This window comes from Bacillus sp. 7884-1, from assembly GCF_002272245.1.
In the GTDB taxonomy this organism is placed as follows: domain Bacteria; phylum Bacillota; class Bacilli; order Bacillales; family Cytobacillaceae; genus Neobacillus.
In genome coordinates, this window is sequence record NZ_NPDD01000179.1 from 1 (window position 1) to 22,456 (window position 22,456).

Below are 22,456 nucleotides of genomic sequence, written 5' to 3' on the forward strand. Positions count from 1 at the left end.
GATCTTTTAAATCATTTTAACTAGATGATGTTAGTTTTATTTAATTTATTCTATTACAAAAAGAATTATCAAGATAAAATAATAACACGAGTAGTGTATCCTTTTATAATATTTATTAAAGAAATAATCCAGAACATTTTAACGTATAATATTACTTTCGTATGCAATTTCCAATGCAGTAGTATTCATGTTAATATTTTCCAATTAAAATTTTCTCCTCAAACTGGGTCAGATTCCTTTGTGTTTCAGCTTTTCCTGACTGTGTTTTATTTTTTTGCTCCCCTATATCAATAATTAAACCCTCAAACGAGGGCAAAATTATGTTATTCATAGTATTTCTTTACTTGTTGAAGAAATACTTATTCAATACAGGAAATATTAATTTATAAATGTAATATCTCTTCAGGTCTTCGTGATTGTATTTTACCCTCATACTCACGATCAATAGAATCTAAGAAATCTAGCATGCTGTTATACCCTTGTTCATAAACCATTTCTAGAGCTACCTCTGCAAGCCTTAAACCATTTACTAAAATGATAGGATATGCGTCATCTAAAACTTCTCTTTGAACAGGCTCTGAAAAATAACTGGTAGTTACATAAATACCAATCCAGCCCCTTTTTAGACGGGCAACAGTTCTTGCTATATGATTTCCGTTTGTGGGTACACCTAATTGTTCACATTTAGCCTGGCCAAGAACAACAAGTTTTGTTGTAGAAAAACCAGTGCCGATATCCAACCTTCCGACAAAGTCAGAACCACCATCCGAAGAAGAAGGGGTGATCCAACCCTCTACATATGAACCGCTATTAGCATTTAATATTTTTTGCGATACAATTGCAGCTAGACCTTCAAAACGAGCTTTTTTTCCCTCATAGAAATTGTATATTTCTTTAATAGCTTTTTCTTCACGTGAACCATGTGTAGGTTTTTGCATTTCAGCTTTAGTAGTAAGGAGTTTTGACACACGTCTTCTGTTCTTTTCAATAGCTGGTTGGCCAGCTTTAATCCAGTTTGTCCACGACTTTGGAGCTGAACTAATTGTTTCTTCCAACGACAAACTAGGATCTCTTCTTTTATTTATCCAATCCCAATTAAAAATCTCATCTTCAGACTCCAAGCTAAATACCGCAAAATCGAAAACATAGTTAGAAAAGTATTTATTTGTCTTCAGATCATACTGTGTAACCCTTTCTGCGCGTTCAACAATTCCATATCCTTGGAACATTACATTGCCTTTTGCTCGTCCTTTATAATTTACCCTTTTAAAAAATAATATAGGTATTGCAGATTGGCGAACTGAGATATCTAAGGAGTTTTGCACATCATAGGCTTCTAATAACCGTTTATTACCTGTTGCTAACTCTGGACTTTTACCAGGAGTCTTATTATCACCATAGTATCTAATATGTCCATTATCAGGGTCAAAATAGTCCTGCCAAGGTGTGTCTGATGAGCCTATTTTATGTGGACTGCTTGAAATAAGGATTGCCGGAGTTCTTATTTCATCAGGGCCATTTATTGCTGCTACTTTATTTATTCCTGATTCTAATAGAGGGAGATTATATCCCTCCTTAAAGGTAATAAAAAAGTAATTTTCTAAATCATCTATAACAGGAATCGCGCCACTATATGGCCTCCGATAGGCAAATATTTGTCCAATTTGCATTTTTCCCCTGCCTCCGTATTGATTGTTTAAAAACATGAAGTACCATAATTATTATAATATAAAAAAGCTAATATTTATCAATACTTCAAAAAAACTTGCTATTAGTTTAAGGTCCTAAAATATTCATTCTCTTTAAATATAGAATTGGATTTTTTATTGCTGTAATTGGTAGTCATTTTAGTTAAACTGTTATCTTAGTAAAGTTTTGTATGATCTGGTTAGTGGTAAGTAATAATAAAAACGCTTCATTTTCGAATAAACGTTCAATTGTTAGTTCCTCATATATCTATTTTGTTTAGTTGAATTAAATCAAAAAACGATAACTTAATTTTTTAGTGAATAAAATATGTATCGAGTAGCGTGATTTAAAAGGATTCTAATTAAAAGTGTATCTTCGTAATTAATAATTTTTACAATTTAGTTTCTGTCGTTTTTTTGTTATAAAGAAATATTAAAAGGTAATAACTAATTTTAAATGGGAGGAGTAATTTTATGGCTGATATGATGACAAAAGAACAACGAAGAAAAAACATGCAGGCTATTAAATCCATATCAAAACTCGAAAGTATTGTTTCTAAAGAGCTATGGAAGAAAGGGTTTCGATTTAGAAGAAATTCAAAAGATCTAATTGGAAAACCTGACCTTTATATTAAGAAGTATAAAGTTGTCATCTTTATCGATTCTTGTTTTTGGCACCAATGTCCATTACATGCTACTATGCCAAAGAGCAATACTGATTACTGGAAAAAAAAACTTGTACGAAATATTGAGCGGGACAAAGAAGTTAATGAATATTATAAGAATAAAAATTGGAACATTAAAAGGATTTGGGAACATGAAGTGAAAAATGACTTAGAAAAAGTTATTAAGGAGCTATCCAAGTTTATCATGTTTGCAAAAGAAAATGTAAAAAGAGAACCCAAATGCTTATTATAGCCTTATACAATGTTGTATAAATTTTCAAATCTATGTAAACCTATTAATCTTCTTAATAACAAAGTTCCATCCCTCCCCGAAGCACCTTAGAATCACATTATTCTTTTGAAGACTGTTAAAATATATTACTCTAGTATGAACTCGGATTGATTCAAATCTAAATACTCCAAAGTAAAGACTATCTTTAATTTTCTTACTCCTAAATAGACATAAAAAAAGACCCATAAGGGTCTATGCTGTTACTTCTTCTAATTCTGGGTCTTTCTGTAAGTCTACACTATCAAGTGCTGCTATTATATTTTTAGCAAGCCTTCTAATTACCGGAACTGATACCGCATTACCTGCTTGTTTGTATATATGACTATTTGCCATTCCTTTAGGGATTACATAGTCTTCATCGACAGGGAAACCTTGGAAGCGAAGTGCCTCTTTCGGAGTTAGTTTGCGATATCCCCAATTATCAATTATTAAAGGCACATTATGCCCCCCGGTTCCCATGTTAGCAGTAAGAGTCGGGCATACATTACTTTGATTTTCTCTTATATATACTCTTCGAAGTTGATAAACTGTATCTCTACGATTCATTGCCTCTTGAATCATAGTGTAATACTGACTAGTTCCCGTGTAATAATAAGTAGAGTCTTGTTGCTCATTACGATCAAGAATATTATCAATAGTTCTGGTTAATGGAATTCTGTCTGGCCAGACAAAATTATTTAAAGCCTTGTCACTCCTAAAGCCAACTATGAATATTCTTTCACGGTTTTGTGGGATATTTCCATATTCCATTGTATTCATTACTTTACTATCAATGTGGTATCCACTTTCCCGTAGCATTTGTTCGATTACAAGAAATGTATTCCCATTATCGTGTCCCTTAAGGTTCTTTACATTTTCAAGAAAAATCGCTTGAGGCTTTTTTTCACGGATAAAGCGAATTACATCAAAAAATAAAGTTCCACGCGGGTCTTTAGCCTCTGTATGTCCTCCACATTCAGGGCAAACAGGACCATGAATATATTCTTCATAAGAAACACTATGCTCGTGTTTACAATCATGACATTGGTACTTCATACCGTGTCGTTGTCCTGCAACTGAAAAAGCCACACATGGCCATCCAGCAGTTAAAATGTTAACATCCGGCATAGCATTTGCAGGTACATTTCTTATATCATCTTCTACTAATTCATGGTCAAAGTTTTCACGATAAGTTATACAAGCATTCTTATCCATTTCGTTAGCCCAGATAATACGGGCACCTGCTTGTTCAAAACCTTTGTCTATCCCACCTACACCGGCGAATAGTGATGCAACTGTATACGGCATAATTTTAAACCTCCCATTAGAATCGAATGTATGTTCTAGTGCTTTATTTTAGCACATTTAATCGATTCTGGCTGCCCCCTAAGTAAAATTTCTAGTTTTCAAATTCCTCTTCGAAATCAGCAAAGGAACCTAATCCTGCGAAATCTATTCTAAAGTAGTCTTCTGCAAGTTTTGTTACTATAACAGAATCTACACCTACATTTCTAAGCATATCGTAAGTATCCAGAGTTCCAGGTGGAATCGTAGTTATGTCAATTTTAGTTATATCTCCTTCTACAAGGTAATCACCACCAAAATTTCCCCTGTATGTAATACATGCATTTTGTCTATTTCATTTGCCCAAACTATTTCAGCACCAGCATGTTTTAAACCCCAAGCATGCCCACCGATTCCAGCAAACATACTTCCAACTTTAACATTTCAAAGTCAACTCTCCTACAAACATCTGTTTGCCAAATTAGTAATATCGTCATTTTAACATAGAACGGACAAGTTTTAAACAAAATATTATTGCTAACAAAATTACAAGTTAACTTAAAGCAAACCATATAGTTTACTTATAGCAAACTTACGACTAATTTGCAAGTTCCAAATGATAATATGATTTCAACAAGGAGGTACTTTCATGGTTGAGTTTTTAGGCGATAGAATTCAAAATGCCCGAGAGATTAAAAAGCTAAGCGCAAAAGAAGCATGTGAATTATGTAATGTTACAAAAAGTATGTGGTCATTGTACGAAAGCAACAAACGAACACCGTCAGTCGAGGTTCTAAAACACATCGCTGTTCAACTAAATGTATCTACTGATTATTTATTAGGCCTAACAGATGAAATGAAACCAAAGGGGGAGTAAAAAATGTTATTTAATGAACAACCAAAAGAATTACAAGAACTTTATAAGCAAATGCTCCGGTCAGCAGGCGCGCTTTCAAATCTATTTTCAGATAACGACGCACCCTATATTGTTTCAAGAAACGTTGAAAATGCTTTTTGCGAAGCTTTTGGTGCAGAAAATTTAGGGCGATCTGACTGTTCTGCTGATGCCTCATTAAACGGGGTGGGTATTGGAGTAAAAACATTCATTCATGGAAACGGAAAAACACTTCAAAAGGTGGCTGAATTTAACAAAGATGCAGTACTTTACAAAAACCTTCAACCAAAGGAGTTAATTTACACTGTAGCTAATTTACGTAATGAACGAATTGAGTTTACGATGCGAACTTATGGACTTGACTCCATGATTTACCACTGTGTAACTAGATTACCTGGGAAAATTCTTATCTTTGAATCAACAATGGATCAAATTGATATCCCAAATATCAAAAACATTGACGTAAGCAACAAAAATACCATTACTTTTGATGATGGTAAAAATGAATATAGCTTCAACCTAACTAAAAGCACACTGTATAAGCGATTCTTTACTGATGATCCTTTAACGGAAATTAATGTCTCCATACTTGAAAAACCATATGTTTCGTTGGCTAAGTTGTTTGATACTTTTCAACCGCAGTCACAATTCTTTACGTCAAAATCAATTATGGAACAGTTTGATTTCTTCACAAACAACAAAAATACTGCAAATGTTATTGAACCTTCTTCTGGAAGTGGCTCATTCTTAATGGAGGCACTACAGCAATATCAAATAAAGTCAAAGCGAAAGTTTGAATCGAGAGATTTCGTAATTCTCCCTCTATTCTCTGACCGAGGAAATAAACGACATGTGCCTGAAAAAAGCGGTTTGAATCAATGGAATGCTAGCGGAAGACCCAGACACCATGATGAGGTTTACATCCCTATTCCAAAATGGATACACGATGTTTTTCCAAGCTTTTTCCCACCTCGTGATGAAAGCTTCCAGCTAAATCTTCCTGATAAATCACTTTTATCTGCAAAGGTATGTCAAGAGAACAGCAAAGCGCTAATGACAAATCCAAATCGAGATTTAGGCGAATGGATGTTACGAAAGGTTCTCGGTTTAGCTGAAAGAGAACTATTAACTTTCGAAAAACTTGAAATTCTAGGTATTGACTCTGTTAATGTATATAAACATTCGGATAAACATTACTCAATTGACTTTTGTGATATTGGAACATTTGACGAATTCCAAGCAGAAAACCAAAAGTAAAAAAAGGGGTCTCTTTTGAGACCTTTTAATGTTTTCATAATAAAGAGGGAAATTAAATGAATCTAATTAATATGGATGTGATTGTTGGCGGGACTACGTGGGAATCGAATCCATCAGACCTGCCACGTAGGTCTCAAGCAGATTTGGAGTTAGAAGGACAGCGTTATTTTATGTTATTATTAATGATCAATAGTTACTCTCAATATTTATTTTTAAATGAGTTTACGGCATTTTTATAAAATTTGTGATTAATAGTGTTAAAACTTTTACTTGCAGAATAATTTCAAAATAACCCTATGATCATAGAAATGATTGATAAGAATTTTGTAAATCAAATCGCGAAGAACATCGGAACTCCTGAAGAGGTAGCAATTCGAGTTTTAAATGATGTGCTAAAAAAAACCATTCGGACTACTTCTCCAAACAATACATTATGTATTCCCAGGGAGGAAGAACTTTTGGAAGGGACTTTGAGATAACAACAACAAAGATTTTTCAAGAATTGCTTGGAGAAAAAAATGCCAGATGGACAGGAAAAGAAGGAAAATCTCTTGATGTTGTTGTCATCGACATCTCTGGATTAACTGTAATTATTGATTGTAAGGATGAGAGCGGTTATAGTATACCAAATGACCATTTTAATCGGATATCTGTAGAAGGCAGCGGCTATATCCCTGCTTACAATGCAAACTTCTTTCTTTATATTGCAGACAGTTTTAGCAAAAACTTTGTCAGGAACTTGCGCAGAATAGAGAACAAAACCAGTGTAAAAGGGGCAGGAATTTCTGCAGAAGATCTGCTTTAACTGCTAAAACTTCACCAAGAAAAACAGTTGAACCCAGAAATTTTATATAAATTGTTTACTTGTGGAAATATTATAAATAAAACGAATATCAATGAAATTTCAAAAAAATAAATTTTTCTTGGCATGAATACAAATTGTATCGTACTCATGCCATTACTTTACATCAAGATCAATCATATACCTTAATATATTGACCCTCTTCTCTCTTTTCTTCTAAGTAAGCAACTTTAAATTCCTTTAATGTTCTTATTACACTCTCACTTACTTCATCTTCCCCTTCACCAGTAACTATTATTTCCATATGATTAAATAGTTCTTGTATAACAATTGCGACTTCTAAAACTGTACCTATTGTTTCAATTTTGATCATGACTTCAAAACTCCTTCTTGTTAAATCTTTTAATAAAAAGTTTACTTCAAGAAACTTATAAATCTCCGGTTCATTTCCATTAAAAGCTGCAAATGAAATCCAGTAAACACCTTTTGATGAATAAGGAGAATTAATAAGATTGACTATACTAGAAATCCTTCTTGGAAATAACAATGCTTCTATAAGAATGGAAAAGTGCTTAACAGCATCACTTGTAAAGAAGGTACCTCCGATATTTAGGTAAGTCTGAATATCTTTTTGTTTTTTACACCATTTATCGATCATCTCAGCTTCCAGATTTGTCCGAACTAATAAAGCAATTTTTCGTTTACCCTTTTTAGTTTCAATATCACTCGTAACCGTGGCCATTGCTTTAGTAATTAGAGATATTACGTCTTCCTCAAGCTCAACCTTTGGCTTATCGACCACAGAGTGAATTATCTTGGAAGGATGAATTCCATTAGGAAGGCTCCTAGTACCTATAAGCCGGTCAGATTTCTCATTATTTGAGGATACACACTGTAGCCAATTGTTGCTGGCCCAATTTCTGAAATATGGATACATATCATCCAGAACTTGCTTTGCAGTTATATCGTTTTTACCTGCTGACTGTTGTTTTTTAGTTCTGCCTTTAACCTGTCAAAAGCAGTATGATCGGCGCCACGGAAACGATAAATACTCTGTTTGATATCCCCTACAACAAAAATAGTTACCTTGAGAGCTCTCTGCATTTGTAAAATCAAGCGGATCTGTACATCATCACTGTCCTGAAATTCATCCACAAATATATATTAAACGAATTTGCTAGTTTCATAAAAGGGTTATCTTGTTTTTAGCAATGCTTTTCCTCAAGGCAATGTCTACCTGTCGGGTCAGGTTCTAATCTCAACATTTCTTCCATAACCAAGCAATGAACCTATTTCATTAAGGAGCATTTTGGCAAAAGAATGGATTGAACTGATACGCATTTTCTTTAATTCTTCACTGTAGTATAAATATCTTTGCTGCTTTGTCAGTCTATAACGGGTAAATAATTCTTCTCGGAGCCGTCGGTGCATTTCGCTTGCTGACTCTTTTGAAAATGTAATCATTGCAATTTCTTTAGGAGAAGCCTTTACTTTTTGGAAAAGATACATAAACCTCTGGACTATTACAGTAGTTTTTCCCGTTCCTGCCCCAGGAGTAATTGATAAATGCTGATTAGGCGATGAGTGTTCAATCATATATTGTTCGAGATAATAGGATGTATAATTTCTAGCTACTTCAGGCACATTGAGATACTTAACTGATCCATCTAAAATTGTAATATCATTTTTAATATTGTAGTTATATGAATCTGGAAAAAAGATCTGTAAAAAATAATTTTCTATAAATTCTTTTTCCTCTTCTTTGATTAGTACATCTGAAAAAGAGACTTTTTCATCCGCGAGCAGGAATACTTTTATTCCTGAAAATAAAAATCTGCTTATCTCTTTTTTCGCCTTATTGTTTATTTCTTGGATTGCACCTGAATAGTCAGTAGTTCTTACTATTTCGACACTTTGCTATTGCTGATAATGTTTTGGTCTGTTGTTCCACCTCTTTCTCCCTGTAAGAAAAAACATTATATTTAAAATCTTTACAATTATTTATTATCGCATAATATCTGGTGTTTTTTTAGACATTTTGCTTCAAAGGTGTATTTGATAGCATTTAGTACAACTTTCTCCATAAAAACTCGAATCCCTCTAATTTCCCTTCTTTCGGATTATTATTACCATTATTTACTGAAAGAATATTTTTCGCACCCTACCATCGCTTGTACTTTATTCACTTTCACTTTCACTTTAAAAAGATTTTATAAAGTTTCTTCTGCTCCTTTAATGAATGAGTAATATATTCTGCATTTAGTGTTCTCTTCTGAATTTATCAAATCTAACTGGGGCGATCATTTTTTGTTGAGGTATACTCGAATCTATATTTGTATAAAAAATAGGCTAGAATGTCGTGACATGACACTTTAACCTGTTTAGGCTACCTTTATTTTCAATAAATGTAATTCATAAAATCCCACTGAATATCCACCAACATCAGTACCGTAAGCACTTAACATATGATTTTTACCAGTAACGTCAGATACTGCTTTTGCCACTTCTTGAGGATTGTTGATGATAATTAAATAGTTAACATTGGCAGGATTATGATAGTCAGCGTCAACATCCCATAACATCATATTTAAGGAATATTCATCCAACCATTTCATTTGTGAATTGCTATCCGTTAAAGCATATCCACCTTTACTTACTAGGTAGTTGGATAAGACTTCTTTAATGTCAATTAAAGGTGGAACTACATTGCCTGGTGGGCTCTTTTTAACTTGTCCATACCCTGTTCCCTTACCACCATATTCTTTACAAATAGCTTTGCCTTTATTAGCTTGGTTTGATACATCTTATACGTTAGTTCGGTTAGTAGCTGCGTTATTATCATTGATTTGTTGTCGAGTTGTTCCACTATCATTACATCCTGTAAGTGCTATTACAAGAACTAGTCCAAATCCAAGTAATCTCATTATTGATTACCTCCTAAGCTGTTTATTTTAGTATCTGTATTAGATTAAATATTTAATTACTAAAACTTACCATGTATTCCTTCGATAATACAATTTGAAAATATTTAAAAAATAAAAAAGAGTGACTATTTTAGCCACTCTCCAAACGATGTTCATTTCTAAGCATTTGTGAAAACCCAAGAAAATTCAAACCGGAATTTAGCGTTTATAATAAGGAACAATATCCAAAAAAACCTTCGAATATTGCGAGTTCCTCAATACTGCTCTAAACTGCTTCATATTTCGAATCTCTTCAGCAAGTGCATTAATTTCTAGTTTTGGGCTGCCGCCTTCGATTTGTTTGGCTGCTGATTCCGCATGGTTAAATTGGTCGTTAGATAGGAAAAGTTTTGTTTCAGTACATCCATATATATCCTGTGCGATATCAGTTGGAAATTGGGTGGCAATCATCATCCCTATTCCAAATGCCCTTCCTTCCCTCATTAATTCTAGGAGTGCTTTAGATTGGCTGACCCTGTGCGCTTCGTCCAGTACTACTGCCCTTGTGAGTCTTCTTGGCTGCTCTTTTGCCAATAGATAATTATGAATGGCGAGAATGATCATTTCAGCGATAGCTGCTTTAATTTCGTTAATTGGCAGCTGCGACAGCCTTAATGTATAGCTTCCTGCCATTAATTCTTCAAAGGTTAATTTCGACTCATTACGGAATAAATTCAATTGGAATAACAGATCAATCCGACCTAGTAGCGTTCCATGCTTTTTCTCATCTTCGAGAAGGATGTTATGTACATCCACGAAGGTTGGATATTCTTCTATACGATCAGGATAATTGGGCAAATTGGGTTCTATTCTTTTCCTTTTGAAAGCCTCAATAATCGCTGTTCGGAATTGGGTTGATTGCTGTGGTCCCAAGCTGTAAATCCTTTTGATGATCCCTTCAATTTGAATGATCTGATTGATCGCCAGGAAGTATCCTTGATTTGGGTCAACATAAGGGACAAGCGGATTGAACGGAAGCCCGTCAATCATAATATCGAATTTTTCCATCCTTTCCGCTTCTAAAAATTCTTCATCAATATAGTCATCCTTAAAATCAAATGCAAGTAATGGTATATGATTTGATCGAATTTCATGAATTAATCCTTTTGTTGTTTGCGTTTTCCCTTTTCCAGGATCACCTGTAATAATGATGTTGTGATTAGCTAAAGGATTGGAAATTTTTCTACGATGATCCCAATAAATTGGTTTATCTGTTCCTACTTGTTCACCAATGAGAAGTGCTACTTCAGAATTGATCTTCTCTTCAACTAGAATCTCCTGTTCGTTATCAATTTCTTCTGTCTCTGAATTTTCTACCGGTTGTTCTTCATTATTATCCTGAAGATCACCTGGTTCAGAATGTGCTACATGTTCTTCTTCATTAAGTTGATCGGGAACATCTGGCTCAAAACCTTCTTCTGATTCCTCTTCATTCTCCTCGGTATCTTGATCATTTCCCAACTGACTGGTTACCTCAGGCTCTAATCCAAAGGTAGAATGCTCCATGACTCTTACCGCAAATTCACTGGTCAATTCGTTTAATAGATCACCGTCTTCTTCAAGAAGCGGAATAAAGTATTTGTTCGGAATGGTGATGACTCGTACTCCATCCATGAATTCAGCCAAATAGTTTTGACCTTCTTTGCTTATATTGATTACATCGCCTTTGTAGCGCTCACCTTTGAAGGTTCCATTCGTATACAGTTTGAATTGATTCGAAATCAGTCTCGGGAAAATTTCCTCATCAAATTTCATGGCTGAAAGCTGATTCCGATCCATTAGCCCGTACATGATTGCTTTATCGATACCATCTAACACTAAATTTGCAAAATCCATTGCTCTGAACATTTCATCTGTTAATCCCGTTTTTCCAAAACGAGTAGCAAGTAAATCATGTGTTTTATGTACCTGATCCTTGCCCTTTTTCAAGCTAGAGCTTCCAAATTTAACTTCAATGACTCTAAGCTCTACTCTCAAGTCTTCTCCCTCATTAGGTCTATAAAGTGTAACTAATAGCAAATCGTCAGAATATTGCCCATAGCTGCCTAAATCTCTCACCCACCCTTTATCGGTAGGGAGTCCAATATTTCGATTTACTCGGAGAAACTCTTCTAGGCTGACAATAACAGAAAAATGATTTTCACTTTGATCGAAGACTTTTTCAATCAACTTTAGGTATTGGAACGTCACGACATTTCCGATCCGTTCCGCTACATTCGTATCATTGGTTCTGACAAGGTTTAGTGCCCAGCGCCCAGAAAGATTATTTAGAATCGAAATCGCTTTGTTGGCCTGCTCTTCCGTTGAAAGATCTAATATCCGTTTTACTCTACTGATGTATGGCTTGACTTGAAGGGTTGTCGTAATTACGTCATATCCTGCTTTTTGTGGATTATATTGATTGCTGTAATCTAGTATGATTGGCCGATCATGACCAGCAATTAATTCACTTTTGAATACCTCCAGGCCGATTTCCCGATCCAGATGAACCACCCATCTGGACTTTTTATACATTTCCTCTTTTAGCTTGGATGGTTTTACATCGACCTTCTGCATTCTCGCTTCATATTTCTTTAGGATTCCGTCTAGGCTATGATATTGCTCTTGTAGGACTCTTGAGATGTAAGCCATTGTTCCATATTCTTTGTTTTCCATTTCTTCATTGATCCAAAGAGCCGACAAATACGTTTTGGTTGTATCGTCTTTCTCTATTCCCTTCACCTTTCGGCTTACCTTTGGAATAAGGCCCTCCCCATAAACAGAGGATTGGAAGCTATTTAATAATGCTTCTCCCCGGACATCCGATTGAAATTCATTAATAACAAAAGTGAGATGAGCATATGGTAGTGATTCTTCATGGGTTTGCTTCGTATAACTTACCCGTTCACGAATGTGTTGAAAGACTTCATTTTCTGTATTTATTTGCGGAAATCCTTCTGGAACGCCTTCTATCGAAAACGTTAAGTCTAATAAGGTTCCAACCTTCCCTGAGCCAATGAGATTCAAATGAAGCTTTGGCGTATTTTCTCTATTTCGTGACTGCCGATAAAATTCCCGAAGAGCATCCAATACAAATTTTCCGTCCCCAGGATTAAATACATTGATATAAAGAGTTGTAATATCCGTCCGCGGTGCAAAAATAATCGGATGATATTCGATAAACTGCATTAATTTGTCTGAAAAAACTCTTGCTACATAGGATTCAACCTGATGATCCTCTGATTTTCTTTCCGCAACTTGATATCTATTCCAAGCTATAAAGTCTGATTCAATGATCTTGTACCATTTTTGCTTAAACTGGATTAGCGGTATATAATCAGATGTTCCTAATCGTTGAAAGTCTCTTTCGCCAAAAACAAATTTTTGATCCTTTTCCTGTAACCATTGCTCCACCTTATTTCCTAATTCTATTAAATAAGCAACATGCAATGGGTGAGTAGGCGAAATTAACAGTTCTTCGGATTCATATGAATCAAGTTCGATGAGATCTGTATAGATAGAGTATTGATACTCCTCTTTTACATCCTTGTTATATATTGAAATTTCATTACATAACTGTACGTAGCTAGCAACGTATTGGTTTGCCAACGCCAGAAGCTCCTCATCCCGGACAAAGAAGGATAATAGGAGAGAATTTACACCCTTCTCCAGTAATCTTACAAAAAAGGATTCTCTACATTGAATATAGTGATGAAATGCCTTCAAGTTCCATTCAGGTAAATCGTCTAACATAGGATGCGCAGTGATACTAACGGTCCGACTGTCTACGCCAAATTCTCCTTGCCAAATAAGGGTAGCAGGATGCTCCAACATTTCCTTTTCAATCGATAGGTACTTAGAAAACTTCCCGCCCAAGCTCTGTTTTCTACCTCTAAAGAAGATGGTTTCTCCATCTACTCGAAGATCAGGGCGGCTCCATTTTTGATCTCCACCTTGTTCTCGAATAAATTGCTTTCGATCCTCTAGAAGAATTTCAAAGATACTATTTACCTCTTGAACAGACTCTTCCTTCCCGGTTGGCTCCAACCATAATGGGAGATAAAATTCCTGGTCTTCCCAAGAAGGATTGAGCGTCACCTCAATTCCGTCTTCATGAACGATATCCTGAAAGCGCAGCCTGCGTGTGCCCTCAAATTTAATCGGTTCACTTACATCCGATATCATCAGCACTTCTTCTTGCTGGCGATCTTCCTTTTCAAGTAAGCAAATCACATCATCTAATCCTGAAGCCGTAAACGCCTGATACTGAACGTCAAATTGAAGGCTTTGTTCGTAGAAAACAGGATATTCTTCCTCTGCCTTCACAACCGCAAACTTTAATTCACTAAACGACTTTGAGGTGGATCTAGTTCCTGATTTAACATCAATCGCACAAAAGCCGTAATGCCCTACACCAATGGAGTCAATGCTTACATTAAATTGTGCTGTATTGTTTTTTTCAGGGGACTTAATTTTTCCAACCATTTTATTCGGACTGATCTTGATTCCACTATTACCCGTAGAAGCATGGATCGATTCCTTCGTAAGGTCACGATTAAATTCTATTGTTACTTTTATAGAACTGCGATGAGATCCTGCTTTTAAAAGATAGCTGGTCCCTTGTGTTTCTGCTTGCTCTTTTACAAGTTTAGCATCCTCAAATTCAACAGATAGAATTTTAAGTCTTTCTTCTGTGTCAATCTTCACCAATTTATGTTCAATAAGATTCTCAAATTTGAAATCATAAAGGCTCTTTTCTTCGGACCGATAAGCTTCAATCAACTTTTCTGCAAATCCTGGTTCATAGCTTTCCTCTAATTCCCTTTCAACTAGAACCTCAGGAGAAAACATATTATCAATCTCTTTTTTAAGTTTGATGTTCTCCTTTAATTTATTACTTGCAAATGAGTCTTTACTCATACCCGTAGCAGGTAAAAAAACATCTAGATTTGACAGCTCCTGGCCGAGTGTATGTAATTGGGTATCCTCTGCAGCCTCTGCCGTTTTATTTAAAGTAGTTAGAATTTTTTCAAGTTCATTCTCCTCTATTAGCTCCACTTCATTTTTCCACACACTTAATACATTACGGGCTGCTTCTTGTATAGGACCTGAAAAATTACTTCTTATATTTTCTTCAATCCCTTTTATCAATTGGTTATAGTGAAGAGGCTGACGTGGTGCCGTTAAGATTCTGGACGCTTTTTGCGTTTCCACCGGCTCATTATCAAAGGTGAGCAGTATTCGATTCGAAACAGGCTTCCCCTCATTGAAATAGAAGAAATCCCTTAGCTTTCCATTAAATTCTCTCGAGCAATAATTGGGTGTCAAATGTTCGAAAGCTCCACCCTCTTTATTTTTCACGCGGCATGGAATGACCGTTTTATCCTCATATTGTATAACCTTAAATGGATAAGCTTTTCCATTAATATCTAGGTGAATTTGGTCATTACAAAGTGAAATAATTTTATCAAATGCCTGATTCAGGGATGTATCACCATAATAGCTGATCAACCATTTTTCCCCTTCAGAATCAATTTGATAATAGTCGATATGCTTTTTCAATTGTTCGATCATTAAATTAGAAAATAGTTCGTACATAAATTGCCTCCCCAGAATCAGAGAATTTTTGCAGAAGTCCTGTCTCCTCTAGCTTCTTAAGAAGAGCTTCCTCTGCGTGTTGGTCTGGATTAAACCCATAGGTGGAAATTCTAGAAAGGAAATCCTTATAACGGATTTTTCTTTCATTCACACCAATTGTTAAGTGAACCAATAGAATGATTAAATCCTTTCCAACTCCATAATAATCACCAATCCCCGGCTTTCCAGCAATAAAGCTATAACTAGAACCCACTCCCATGCTTTGTTTGATAAATTGGATACCGGCCGTTCTTGGGGTTCGATTTGCCGACTTTTGACTTGCAAAGTGCTTCGTTACTAGATGTTCGTAACGCTTAAAGGTATTTCCCTCCGGCAGTTCCGCAAGATATTCATTTATCTCCTCTGCATCTTCCAATTTAATTACCTTCTCGACATAGGCGAGCATGAGAAGATCAAAACAGAGATTTATCCATTTACTAAATAATCCGTCCTCTTTTAACATTTTTACAAATTCCGAAAGCTTAAGGCTTTTATTTTGACTCATATTTCTAATTGTATTGAGGAGTACCATGTGAATATAGGATCTGTAAACCACCTGGGCCATTTCATTGCAATTTACAACAGGCTTACTCGACTTTGGTGTGCGAACCTCTTCAAATGTAAAGGTAATCATGGATTGGAATGTCCTATCATAGTCTTTTGTTGATGGAAATGCATGATTTTCAATCTCTAAAGCTTTTAGAAACTCCTTAAGCTCCCAGTCAAGATAATAACTAATCCGCATTACATAAATAGAGAAATGGAGACCCATTACAATGGAAAAATATCTTACCTTCTCTAGCCTTGAAACCTGCATTTCCAATATACGCTTCAGATCTCTTCGAAACAGTTCACCTTGTTTTTTATCAAAATCATATCCGTCTGCTGTGATGGGGTCACTTTCCTTAAGTTTTGGCTCAATCTTTTTATATTTATCTTGATCCTTCAACGCGCCAATAAAAAGCTTATCGATCGGTGTCAATGTTGCTTCATCATTAAACAAGGTTACTACATTATTAAATAGCTCATAATTAAACTGACCCGTTTCATCTGTCAGGAGCAATCTGAATAGATGATTAAAGCCCCGAGGTTCCTTTGTTTTTAAATTTCCAATCACTTGCAAATGAAATGGAAGAATATAGGGAATCTTTCTAGCCGATTTTGATTCAATATAATATAGGTCTTCAAAAATGGCCTTTAGATTATCCTTTAACCCAGCACTATCTCCTCTAAAGGAAATACTTCTTGAATCCAATAGGTTGTCAATTAATTTGCTGTCAATTTTAATTTCCGCAGATTGTTCTAATAACCCGCTAATGACAGATGCCCACATTTCTTCCCGTTTAATCGCATATGGAGAAAAGGGAAAAATGTCTGAAAGCATTCTCCGATGAAAGTCACCTAATGCTTTTGGAATTTGGTATTCCCAGCCATGTTCAGGCCAATGAATTTTGTTATCCTGAATGGAAACAATCCCTTCTAATCCATGTTCCCTTATCTTCTCGATCATTAGATTTTTTACGCTCATGCCTTTTCCACCTCAAACTTCTTTTTTAAAAGCCCCTGAGGAGGTTTAACACTCATATATACATCCTGTATCCGATCATGAATCGATACAGAATTCAATGTCGATGACTCCGCAAGCTTTGTGAATAACTGATTACAGAAAAACTTAAAATGGTGGTAGCGATTCAAATCCACACTTGATGGATTATAACCCTTTCGGATATGCTCCAATAATTCAAACAATCCAAAGTCAACCGCCAGCTCACCCAGGATTTCACCATTTTGCTCCATAAATGCAATCACAACCTCACGTGGAGCAAAATGGATAACTCGATAATACTCGGGATCCTGGTTTTTCAATGCAATATTCGGTTCCATTTGATTTTCATCAGGAAGCTCTAATTTAGTTAATACACGGAATCTTCCTGAATTCTTTAATTCCTGAACCTGGAAAAGGTCCTTTTTATTCGATTCTCCAAATGTAATCACAATGGCGGTTCTCAAGCTTTCGATCATTACTTGCAATTGTTCTGGGTCAAATTCTATATCCAAGTCAAATTGTTTGATCATGCCGTATGATATATATTCCTCAATCATTTTTTCATAATTTAAGAATAACTGTTCTTTTTCATTAAAAGAGGATTCAATCTCATCATCTTCATTGAAAAAATAAGCACGTCTTTTGGCGAATAAAGCATAATCCATTGCTGTTAATCCACCCTTTTCTCCCACACTATCACGAATGGATTTCAGAATTTCCGTATTGAAGGAAATCTGGTCAAAATGATCCGCTTGTGGCTGCAGGGACAACTGAATCACATGCGAATCCAAGATTTGTGTAGAAAGTAGACACGGATCTGAATGATACATCAACTTTAAGATATCGTGGTCTCCGCTGTAGGAAAACATATGCTGGAAAAACAACTTTTCCCCGATTTTTTTAAAATCACTATCTTTAAAGCCAGAAATATAAATATCGTCAGCTGTAATTAAATGATAAAGCAGATCCCATGCCGCTCTTGGGGTAAAATGAAGATCATGCGTAATGATCGTCTTATAAATCGACCGTTCAATTTGGTCCTGGACTTTAGGGTGCGATAATGCTTTCAAATTGAAATAAATCGGATCTAAAGGATGATGATCTTTTTCGTACTCCTGAAATGCTTCAAACAGAAAGCTGTTTTCATTATGAATATTAAGCTTTTCCATCATTCGCCTAAACATCGATGGCTGTTCATTCTGGTCAAAGGCAAGCAGGTTTCTTTGATCCAGATTGATCAACAAAATTCTCCACCCTGTATCTTCCTTCTTATCTACCAAGTCCAAATAATAGTACAATTCCTCTTGGAGAAGGTCGAATTCTAGCCCCTCTGATTTCATCTCCTTTGCCTGCTCGAAGAAGGAAACAATCATCCCCGTATTCATCGCAATTAAATGTGTTTTATCCGGTCTCGTTCCATTTTTCGCATTCAAAAATGGAGAAAAGAAGGTCCCTAAGATATCTAACTGATTCTCATCAGGGTCGTCACTATGTGTTGCATCCCAATTCACGGTTATTTTTTCTTTTACATTTTCCGGAAGTTTAGCGTACACCTTTTGAATTAAGGCACTTTTCCCATCTCCAGCATTCCCACCAAGGACAATTAAATCCCATTTTTCTCCAACTTGTTGAAGCGCTTTTTCTAAATATTCATCGAGTTCCGTTTCGATATAAAGCTTCTCTTGAAATTCATCTGATCCTCCCTCTGACACCACAGAGTGCCTGGAAGATGCCCTTAACCCAAGCAATAGCTCTAGAAGGTTTTGTTTCCTTGGTAGGTTCTCGATGGTTGATGGTAACTCTTTTTCTTCGTTTTCTGTGTTTGATATTGGTAGGTCATTCTCTTCGTTCTCTGTACCTGCTATTGGTGACTCTTTCTCTTCTTTCTCTGTGCTTGCTATTGGTGGTTCTTTCTCTTCATTGTCAACCTCTACTCCATATTGCTCACATAAATCTGCAAGGCCTCCATAAAACCCAGAACCGACAGCATTAAATTTCCATTCACCTGAATATCGATATAAGGAACCTAAGACAATTGCCGTTTCCATACTAAAGGTATAGTCTATTAAAAAGTTTGCTATTTCCTCCTGGCTCTTCTTATTGAGAATCACTAACTTAATATCATTCACTTCAGAAAATGTATGCCCGTTTTTTTCTGATTCGTAGATGGTTAAAGTGAACACAATTTTTTCCACTTTATTTTGGATCTCAGGCAAATGAATAGAAAAACTTTGCTTATCTGTTGATGTAGTCGGCTCTTCAAGGAGTACAGAACCGTTACTAGAAACTGGTTGTCCGTAAAAGACAAAATCCTCTAAACTAACGATTTTTTCATCAGCATTTAGCAAAAAAGCAGAGATATCTATATCAAAATGGTTAATAGAGTTCCATTTAAAAGCAATTTTCAACAAGTTGTTATCTGAATCACTTTTTGTAATATCGATCTTCTGACCCTTAATCAAGGAAATGCCCATTTAATTATTCATTCCTTTCTTTAAAAAATTGACCCAAACGAACGGATCAAATTCTCCATTTAATTACGGACACCAAATCGTGTAATACCCATTTTTTATCGAATAGTCATACAGCATAATAATTTTTTTAGGTTTATAATTGGTCATCAACCCATTAATTTTGTCATCATCTTTTCTAACCCGTAGCTCATCATTTCGATCAATAAGTGATTCAAGGAAATATTTTACCGGCAGCTTGTCACTTTTTGAACTTTGCAGCTGTTACAGGATAAAACCAGGTTCCATAGTTGGTCAGCTTGGACAAATGACCAAGGGATAAAGTGATCGACATGTGTTTCTCTCTTTTTACCAGATAAAAGTCCTTTTACAATAGAAGCAATCAGCCACAGAGTGATCTAATAATATTTTCTCAAAAGGCCGCAATGACGAACGCCTAGCGATGCTTTCTACCTTTCCTAAAAGATAATTAATACTTGGTACTTCATTAAACTCTTCAATCATTGCAGCCATATGGTAATTAGTCAGGTTAACAATCAGCCTTTGATAATTTAGCATAAAGCTATGTACGGCAGGATTTAGTTTAAAATTTCTTCTTTATGGTCAAATGCATAAAATGATCCTCTTGTGTCCCCATATAATGCCCCATATACATTTATTTTCATAATTGCTTTTACTTTTTTCATGAGCTTGATTTGGATGGAGTCTGGAATTTTATCAAAAATCATTTCAGACGGGATCGCATTTTTTGTTTATTCTTCACTTATAATAGCCACAACTCGAGCTGTTTTACCGCTGTTTTGGTTTATTAAAATGGTGAACAATTAAATTCCAATATATCTTTGGAAAGAAGTTTGGCGATTTGGTCGTAAGCAAGTTCAAACTGATCATTCACTTAATACAGATTTTCAATTAAGGATTTATCAGTGCGTTATATAAGTTGAAGACTCAACAGATTTTCTAGATAAAACAATGGTGAAGATCCTCCAAAATTCCTCATCCGTTAAGTAAGCTTCTCTCAGTTCACTAACCTTTAGCTTATGACTCATCTTTAAACCCGATTTACTCATCATCCACTTCAATTAGGAAAGAAGTCATATTCTCTATACTTTTCCACTCCACCGCTTTATGGTTTTTTCAATTTCCTCCATATTAGTTCCATGATCCTTTGCTAGACAATGAATTATTTCCAATACATCTACGAGCTCTTCTATTGCCTGTTTATTAGCCTCTATGTACTCAGTTATTTCTTCTTTTATTTTTTACTCCTTTAAGTACTCAGTATTAAATAACTGTTTCATCCGGTGGCCTTTCCCTGCATTTTGAATGATGACAGGTATTTTACCTCGAACGAGTTAATTATAGATTAACATATAAACCTTCCTTATTATGGATATATTTATAGTTTAGCACAGGGTGGTGTATAGTTGAAGGATGATCAAAAAGAAGACATCGGTCTTTTGGGATAAGTCCCATGACTAGATTTTTTTGGATGAAAATAAAATAGAAGCTGCACCATTTGATTGAGTACAGTTTCTTCGTACCATTTGCTTATTTCACTAAATCATTAACCGTATAGTGCCCTATATACAATCTTTTTCCATGCGTTTTTACTTTTCCAGCGAATTTCAACTGTATGAAGTTCGAGAGTTTATCAAATATCATTTCAGAGGGAATTGCACCTTTAATTTGGTACTCCTTAATAATACTCACCACTCTTGCCGTTTTCACACTATTTTGGTTGTCCAATTGTGATGAACGAACAAATACAATATATTAATTCAAATTGATCATTTACCTAGTGAGATAGGTCAGTCCCTGAACATTGCCTACCTTAATATCAAACTTTGACAAGGTAGAAACCCTCCTTTCTATAGGTTAGTGAAACATTGAATTTAAATCATCTACAGATGTTCGGCCAAGGGTTTGCGCCCGCTTTTGGAGAAGCTGCCCTTGTCGTTGCGGTACAAAAGGCGTCGATAAAGCGGTAAAATTAACGAAGTGCGTAAAGGTAGTTGAAGAAGCTGGTGGGTTAGAGTTGTTGATGGTATCGATGCAATTATAAAAAAAACAAACTGTTCCCCGACCGATTTGAATAATTATTTGCAAAAGATAGATAAAGATCTTGCAGAAAATTATGCAGAAACCAGACTGTGGCTTGAATATATTCAGGTGCCGAAAGACCCTGGCGTATTAAATGCTGACGGCACCATCAACTGGGATGAGGTTCCAACGGGCGGCTACGTACTTGATGAAAACGGAAATGCGATGAAAGAAACTCATAATCCGGAACAAGGAGAAGTTATTGACCGATACGGACCTGCAAATGGCAGATATACTTCACCTGTTATAGATGGGAAACCGTATAATTATGATCAGCGGGCATTGCATTTTGTCGAGGATCCTTCAAAATATCATCAGTATAGAAATAACGGGAGATTTCAATAACATTGAATCTTATGTTAATCATACGCCAGACGCTGTCCTTAGGGAAAAAGTAACAACACTCATGGATGCTTTTGACCTATCTTATGATGATTTAAAAATTCAAAAAGGTAATATTGCTCCAGTGCTTGGTTCAACCGGAGGCGGGATTCAGTATGAAATGCCATTACCAGTAGATTTATTGGAAGGTATAGGCCTTAATAGAAAAAATGAAATAAGGTGTGAATACGTTGACAAGAGAGAATGCTTTAGAAATCATCCAAAGTGAAAAATTACAGAATTTAAATTGGTTCGATGACCATAAAATTAAACCAAATGAAGTTGGCATTAGCGAAAAAGCAAATAAATGGAAAGTATATACTTCAGACGAGCGGGCAAATCCGATCTCAGAGAAAGAATTCCAAACTGAAGGTGAAGCATTAGAATATTTTATTAAACGATTTAGAGCGTTGAATAAATTTCAAAATCTCTAGGGATGATAGTAATTAAATTATTGAGAGAAAATTAATATAGCTAGAAATTAAGGACTAACCTCGATTTGTTAGTCCTTTAC

Annotated in this window: 19 protein-coding genes; 7 read left to right on the top strand and 12 right to left on the bottom strand. The window is 35.4% G+C overall.

All coding sequences use genetic code 11. The features are described 5' to 3' along the window. Positions 1-383: 383 nt before the first annotated feature. Positions 384-1,670 (bottom strand): restriction endonuclease, encoded by a 1,287-nt coding sequence (locus CHI06_RS20120; RefSeq protein WP_179292710.1) that lies wholly within the window; start codon positions 1,668-1,670, stop codon positions 384-386. A gap of 492 nt (positions 1,671-2,162) precedes the next feature. On the opposite strand from CHI06_RS20120, the gene CHI06_RS20125 reads away from it, so the two are divergent. After that, positions 2,163-2,606: a very short patch repair endonuclease gene (locus CHI06_RS20125; protein ID WP_095250392.1), complete on the top strand. Its 444-nt coding sequence runs from the start codon at positions 2,163-2,165 to the stop codon at positions 2,604-2,606. Between the two features lie 231 nt (positions 2,607-2,837). Here the strand turns inward: CHI06_RS20125 and CHI06_RS20130 are convergent, their stop codons facing one another. Together CHI06_RS20130 and CHI06_RS30670 are read right to left on the bottom strand one after the other, a co-directional pair. After that, complete coding sequence (locus CHI06_RS20130) at positions 2,838-3,932, bottom strand: DNA cytosine methyltransferase (RefSeq protein WP_095250393.1); 1,095 nt, start codon at positions 3,930-3,932, stop codon at positions 2,838-2,840. Between the two features lie 273 nt (positions 3,933-4,205). After that, positions 4,206-4,334 carry a DNA cytosine methyltransferase gene (locus CHI06_RS30670; RefSeq protein ID WP_257009384.1) on the bottom strand — a complete coding sequence of 43 codons (129 nt, stop codon included), beginning with the start codon at positions 4,332-4,334 and terminating at the stop codon, positions 4,206-4,208. A gap of 223 nt (positions 4,335-4,557) precedes the next feature. Between CHI06_RS30670 and CHI06_RS20135 the strand changes: the two genes are divergently transcribed. The 4 genes from CHI06_RS20135 to CHI06_RS20155 all read left to right on the top strand — a co-directional run bounded on the left by CHI06_RS20135 (position 4,558) and on the right by CHI06_RS20155 (position 6,865). Continuing rightward, positions 4,558-4,785, top strand: a complete 228-nt coding sequence (locus tag CHI06_RS20135) for a helix-turn-helix domain-containing protein (RefSeq protein WP_095250394.1) — start codon at positions 4,558-4,560, stop codon at positions 4,783-4,785. Positions 4,786-4,788: 3 nt separating this feature from the next. Further along, positions 4,789-6,060: an NgoFVII family restriction endonuclease gene (locus CHI06_RS30675; RefSeq protein ID WP_257009385.1), complete on the top strand. Its 1,272-nt coding sequence runs from the start codon at positions 4,789-4,791 to the stop codon at positions 6,058-6,060. Between the two features lie 56 nt (positions 6,061-6,116). After that, on the top strand, positions 6,117-6,299 hold the full coding sequence (locus CHI06_RS20150; RefSeq protein WP_095250395.1) for a hypothetical protein: 183 nt from the start codon (positions 6,117-6,119) through the stop codon (positions 6,297-6,299). Positions 6,300-6,562: 263 nt separating this feature from the next. Beyond that, positions 6,563-6,865, top strand: a complete 303-nt coding sequence (locus CHI06_RS20155; protein WP_142300990.1) for a hypothetical protein — start codon at positions 6,563-6,565, stop codon at positions 6,863-6,865. 169 nt (positions 6,866-7,034) lie between these two features. Here the strand turns inward: CHI06_RS20155 and CHI06_RS20160 are convergent, their stop codons facing one another. From CHI06_RS20160 to CHI06_RS30960, 9 genes are all read right to left on the bottom strand, one after another. Then, entirely contained in the window at positions 7,035-7,664 is a 630-nt protein-coding gene (locus tag CHI06_RS20160; RefSeq protein WP_095250397.1) for a hypothetical protein, read from the bottom strand. Between the two features lie 158 nt (positions 7,665-7,822). Then, positions 7,823-8,017, bottom strand: coding sequence for a UvrD-helicase domain-containing protein (locus CHI06_RS31140; RefSeq protein WP_179292711.1), 195 nt, complete (start codon positions 8,015-8,017; stop codon positions 7,823-7,825). Positions 8,018-8,107: 90 nt separating this feature from the next. Next, positions 8,108-8,506, bottom strand: coding sequence for a UvrD-helicase domain-containing protein (locus tag CHI06_RS31145; protein WP_095250399.1), 399 nt, complete (start codon positions 8,504-8,506; stop codon positions 8,108-8,110). A gap of 737 nt (positions 8,507-9,243) precedes the next feature. Next, on the bottom strand, positions 9,244-9,477 hold the full coding sequence (locus CHI06_RS20175) for a hypothetical protein (protein WP_095250400.1): 234 nt from the start codon (positions 9,475-9,477) through the stop codon (positions 9,244-9,246). Between the two features lie 86 nt (positions 9,478-9,563). Continuing rightward, a complete protein-coding gene (locus CHI06_RS29960; protein WP_179292712.1) occupies positions 9,564-9,728 on the bottom strand; it encodes a hypothetical protein in 165 nt (54 codons plus the stop codon). Positions 9,729-9,984: 256 nt separating this feature from the next. After that, positions 9,985-15,402, bottom strand: coding sequence for an ATP-binding protein (locus CHI06_RS20180; RefSeq protein WP_095250401.1), 5,418 nt, complete (start codon positions 15,400-15,402; stop codon positions 9,985-9,987). Continuing rightward, a complete protein-coding gene (gene dptG, locus CHI06_RS20185; protein ID WP_095250402.1) occupies positions 15,383-16,969 on the bottom strand; it encodes a DNA phosphorothioation-dependent restriction protein DptG in 1,587 nt (528 codons plus the stop codon). Before dptG ends, CHI06_RS20180 begins: the two co-directional genes overlap by 20 nt. After that, positions 16,966-19,461 carry a DNA phosphorothioation-dependent restriction protein DptF gene (gene dptF, locus CHI06_RS20190; protein ID WP_095250403.1) on the bottom strand — a complete coding sequence of 832 codons (2,496 nt, stop codon included), beginning with the start codon at positions 19,459-19,461 and terminating at the stop codon, positions 16,966-16,968. Before dptF ends, dptG begins: the two co-directional genes overlap by 4 nt. A 224-nt stretch (positions 19,462-19,685) precedes the next feature. Then, positions 19,686-19,856, bottom strand: a complete 171-nt coding sequence (locus tag CHI06_RS30960; RefSeq protein ID WP_306453832.1) for an HNH endonuclease domain-containing protein — start codon at positions 19,854-19,856, stop codon at positions 19,686-19,688. 1,705 nt (positions 19,857-21,561) lie between these two features. On the opposite strand from CHI06_RS30960, the gene CHI06_RS20200 reads away from it, so the two are divergent. Continuing rightward, entirely contained in the window at positions 21,562-21,906 is a 345-nt protein-coding gene (locus CHI06_RS20200; protein WP_095250404.1) for a glycohydrolase toxin TNT-related protein, read from the top strand. Between the two features lie 227 nt (positions 21,907-22,133). Then, positions 22,134-22,376: a hypothetical protein gene (locus CHI06_RS20210; RefSeq protein ID WP_095250406.1), complete on the top strand. Its 243-nt coding sequence runs from the start codon at positions 22,134-22,136 to the stop codon at positions 22,374-22,376. The last annotated feature ends 80 nt before the right edge of the window (positions 22,377-22,456 follow it).